Origin of the sequence: Pantoea sp. Pa-EAmG (assembly GCF_030024295.1) — a bacterium.
Taxonomy (GTDB): domain Bacteria; phylum Pseudomonadota; class Gammaproteobacteria; order Enterobacterales; family Enterobacteriaceae; genus Pantoea; species Pantoea dispersa.
In genome coordinates, this window is record NZ_JASEWO010000262.1 from 1 (window position 1) to 4,291 (window position 4,291).

Consider the following 4,291-nt stretch of genomic DNA (forward strand, 5'->3'; position numbering starts at 1 on the left):
GAGCCCGACGAGCTACCAGGCTGCTCCACCCCGCGTCCGTGGATGCGCACTATACACCGGGCGTATGATGATGCAACCCCTTTTTTGCGTTAAAGCGCTAAATAGACAAACAGTTGCTGAATTATTTGGCCATTGGGCGATTTATTATACAGATGTGAGCGCGCTAGCCTGCGGCAGATTTCATTCTGTCTGCCCCTTTGCTATCGTCGCCGTGCAAACAACCAGCTTAAAAAGAGAAGGTAATGAAAGGACATTGGGCGAAGTATGCACTTACTGGCGCATTTCTGGCGCTGTTAGCCGGTTGTAGCTCTAAGCCGACCGATCGCGGTCAGCAATATATTGATGGCAAGCTGGAGCAACCGCTCGGGCTGGTGAATGAGCCGAACGCCAAAGGGCGTCCGGTCAATGGCCGTGATTTCGGCCTGCAGGTGCAGCAGATCCAGTCGGCGTCGTCCGGTCTGTATGGCCGCAACCTCGGCACTTACAGTGCGATTCAGAACTGGCTGCTCTCCGGCGCCGATACGCGTCAGCTGCGCCAGTTCGGCCTGAACGCCTATCAGATGGAAGGCACCGACAGCTACGGCAACGTACAGTTTACCGGTTACTACACACCGGTGGTGGAAGCGCGTTATACCCGTCAGGGCGAATTCCAGTATCCGATTTATCGCATGCCGCCGCGTCCGCGCGGACAGAAGCTGCCAAGCCGCGCTTCTATCTATAGTGGCGCACTGGATGAGCGTTATGTGATTGCCTGGAGCAATTCGCTGATCGACAACTTTATGATGGACGTGCAGGGCAGCGGCTATGTCGATTTCGGCGATGGCCGTCCGCTGCGTTTCTTCGGCTACGGCGGCAAGAACGGCTGGGCTTACCACAGTATTGGCAAAGAGCTGATCGATCGCGGTGAAGTGAAGCGCGAAGACATGTCGATGCAGGCGATTCGGCAGTGGGCGCAGGAGCACTCGCCGCAGGAAGTGCGCAACGTACTGGAAACCAACCAGTCGTTCGTGTTCTTCAAGCCGGAAGAGTATGTGCCGGTGCGCGGCGCCAGTGCGGTACCGCTGATTGCCAAAGCCTCGGTGGCGTCCGATCGTTCGCTGATTCCCGCCGGTACGGCGCTGCTGGCTGAAGTGCCGCAGCTGAATGAGAAGGGCAAATTCAACGGCAAATATGAGATGCGCCTGATGGTCGCACTGGACGTGGGCGGCGCGATCAAAGGCCAGCACTTCGATATCTACCAGGGCGTCGGCCCGGATGCGGCGCATCTGGCGGGCTTCTACAACCATTATGGCCGCGTCTGGGTGCTGAAAGCCGCACCGGGAACCGGCCAGCCGCTGTTCAGCAATCCGCAAAACGGCAATAATGGTTCATTGATTATCGGCGCAAATTGATAGGCTGCGCACCCTGGGTTTGTCGGGTGCGCGTCCGCGCATCGTACTAAAAGGTTAGCTATGAAAGTTGTCAGCGACGCCTGGCGCCAGCGATTTGGCGGCACGGCGCGTCTCTACGGGCAGGAAGCACTGCAGCGTTTTGCCGACGCGCATTTCTGCGTCATCGGCATCGGCGGCGTCGGTTCCTGGGCGGCCGAAGCGCTGGCGCGCACCGGCATCGGTAAAATTACCCTGATCGACATGGACGATGTGTGTATTACCAATACCAACCGTCAGATTCATGCGTTGCAGGGGCATGTCGGTCAGGCCAAAACTGAGGTGATGGCGCAGCGTATTCACGCCATCAATCCGGAGTGTGAGGTGATCTGCATCGATGACTTTATCACGCCGGACAATACCGCGGAGCTGATGGCTGCGGGGTTCGACTATGTGATTGACGCGATTGATAGCGTGCGCCCCAAGGCTGCGCTGATTGCCTGGTGCCGGCGTAATAAGATCCCGCTGATCACTACCGGTGGCGCCGGCGGACAGATCGATCCGACGAAGATTCAGGTCAGTGACTTAGCCAAAACCATTCAGGATCCGCTGGCTGCCAAACTGCGCGAGCGGCTGAAAAGTGATTTTGGCGTAGTGAAAAACAGCAAGGGTAAACTGGGGATCGACTGCGTATTCTCTACCGAGGCGCTGGTGTATCCGCAGCCGGACGGCAGCGTATGCGCTTCGCGCAGCACGGCGGAAGGGCCAAAGCGCATGGACTGTGCCGCCGGCTTTGGTGCGGCCACCATGGTGACCGCCACCTTCGGTTTTGTTGCGGTGTCGCACGCGCTGAAAAAATTCCTCGCGCGCGCGGCGCGTCAGTCTGCCTGATGCGCGCGGGCAGCACGCTGTACCGCCTCTGCCAGCGCCTGTAAACCACTGCTGCGCGAGGCGCTCAGCTGCGCGCGCAGCCCTAAGGTATCAAACAGCGCCAGCGGGTCTGTGGCTAACAGCGCCGCGGGCGTTTTTCCTTCCACCGCTGTCAGCAGCACCGCCAGCAATCCGCGCACAATGCGCCCCTCACTGTCGCCGTAAAAATGCAGCGTGCCGTTGGCCCGCTGCTGGCTGCTGAGCCAGACGCGGTTTTCGCAGCCGGAGAGCTCAATGTCCGCCGTTTTCAGCGCTTCCGGCAGAGCCGGCAGCTGGCGGCTGAGCTGAATCAGCTGGCGGTAGCGATCTTCCCACTGATGAAAATGGGCAAACTTCTCCGTCAGGCTGGCTTCGGTAATCAGATCCCCAAACGGATGGGGGGCAAGCAGGGCTGATGTCATTACGTTACTCACTTAGTAAATCCACGGCATGGTGCATGGCGCGCACCAGCGCGTCCACGTCCTGCAGATTATTATAGGGGGCAAATGAGACGCGCAGCGTGCCGCTGACGCCAAGCGCCGCCATCAGCGGCTGGGCACAGTGCTGGCCGGCGCGCAGCGCGATGCCCTGTTCCGCCAGCAGCGTCACGATATCACTGTGGTGAATACCGGCGATATCAAACGCCAGCAGGCTGGCGCTGCCGCAGCGGAAACTGCGGAAGCCAGGAATAGCGCTGAGTTGCTCTTCGGCAAGGCTGGCCAGCTGCTGGCTCCAGCGTTCGGCTTTTTCCGCATCGTACTGCCCCAGCCAGTCCAGCGCCGCACTCAGCCCGACCACGCCCGCCACGTTCGGCGTGCCTGCTTCAAAGCGCCACGGCACCGGCTGCGGCGTGAAGCCGCTGAAATCGACCTGCGTCAGCATTTTGCCGCCGCCCTGCCACGGCGGCATCGCGTCCAGCAGCTCCGCTTTGCCGTACAGCACGCCAGTGCCCATCGGGCCGTACAGCTTGTGCGCGGAAAAGGCGTAGAAGTCGATATCCAGCGCCTGCACATCCGGCGGGCAGTGCACTACGCCCTGCGCGCCATCCACCATCACTTTCGCGCCGACGCCGTGCGCCAGCGTAATCGCCTGCGCCAGATCCGGACAGCCGCCGGTCACGTTAGACATCTGACCTATCGCCAGCAGCCGGGTGCGTGCGTTAAGTAACTGCGGCAGCAGGGCTATATCCGGCCGCCGGTCTGCGCCAATCGGCCATTTCACCACTTTCGCGCCGCTGGCCTGCGCCACCATCAGCCACGGCACCAGATTGGCGTGGTGCTCGGCTTCGCTCACCACAATCTCGTCGCCCGGCTGCAGGCGCGGCGCCAGCCAGCTGTGCGCCACCAGGTTGATGGCCTCCGTGGTGCCACGCGTCCAGACGATTTGCCGATCGTCCGCCGCCTGCAGCCAGTGCGCCACGCGCGCCCGCGCCTGTTCATACTGTGCCGTCAGCGCGCGGGCAGCGGCGAACTGGCTGCGGTGGACGGTGCCGCCGCTCAGCGAATAAAACTGTGCGGTCGCGTCAATCACCGCCTGCGGCTTCAGCGCGGTGGCGGCGCTGTCGAGATAGACACCCGCATCGCTCAGCGCGGGAAACTGCTGACGAAACTCGCCAGGAGAGAAATGGGTCATACTCAGCTCACTTACTTGGATGTTAGGACCAGGCTGAAAGCCACGCCGTGGCCTGGCAAAGCTGGAAAAGCGCGTTATGCTAATTATTGCAAGGTTTGAACCGAAACCCGCATAACGAATCGGTCTGTTCCAGTCGATCGCTCTGTTTGCTGCCACTGGTCAGCGCACGCGGGTGGTTTAATGCAATCAATCTGCAAGGAGATAGAAGATGAATAAACTCGCCGCAGTGCTGGCCGTGTGCACCATGGCCTTTACCCTGGCCGCCTGTTCCAGCAACTACGTCATGCATACCAATGATGGTCGCACCATTGTTGCGGATGGCAAACCAAAAGTTGACGATGAAACCGGTATGATCAGCTATAAAGATGCCAATGGCAACGAGC

At 60.3% G+C, this 4,291-nt stretch carries 5 protein-coding genes; 3 read left to right on the forward strand and 2 right to left on the reverse strand.

Features of this window, described 5'->3' with window-relative positions; genetic code table 11:
• Positions 1 to 242: 242 nt before the first annotated feature.
• A complete protein-coding gene (mltA, locus tag QMM04_RS21150) occupies positions 243 to 1,391 on the forward strand; it encodes a murein transglycosylase A (RefSeq protein ID WP_021507388.1) in 1,149 nt (382 codons plus the stop codon).
• 60 nt (positions 1,392 to 1,451) lie between these two features.
• Positions 1,452 to 2,258 carry a tRNA cyclic N6-threonylcarbamoyladenosine(37) synthase TcdA gene (gene tcdA / locus QMM04_RS21155; protein ID WP_282996949.1) on the forward strand — a complete coding sequence of 269 codons (807 nt, stop codon included), beginning with the start codon at positions 1,452 to 1,454 and terminating at the stop codon, positions 2,256 to 2,258.
• Here tcdA and csdE read toward each other — a convergent pair.
• Positions 2,246 to 2,698, reverse strand: coding sequence for a cysteine desulfurase sulfur acceptor subunit CsdE (gene csdE, locus QMM04_RS21160; RefSeq protein WP_282996950.1), 453 nt, complete (start codon positions 2,696 to 2,698; stop codon positions 2,246 to 2,248). The genes tcdA and csdE overlap by 13 nt on opposite strands.
• Before the next feature lie 4 nt (positions 2,699 to 2,702).
• Positions 2,703 to 3,908: a cysteine desulfurase CsdA gene (csdA, locus tag QMM04_RS21165; RefSeq protein WP_058771611.1), complete on the reverse strand. Its 1,206-nt coding sequence runs from the start codon at positions 3,906 to 3,908 to the stop codon at positions 2,703 to 2,705.
• A 208-nt stretch (positions 3,909 to 4,116) separates the two neighbouring features.
• On the opposite strand from csdA, the gene QMM04_RS21170 reads away from it, so the two are divergent.
• Positions 4,117 to 4,291 (forward strand): YgdI/YgdR family lipoprotein (locus QMM04_RS21170; protein WP_282996951.1); only part of this gene is annotated, 175 nt, incomplete at its 3' end.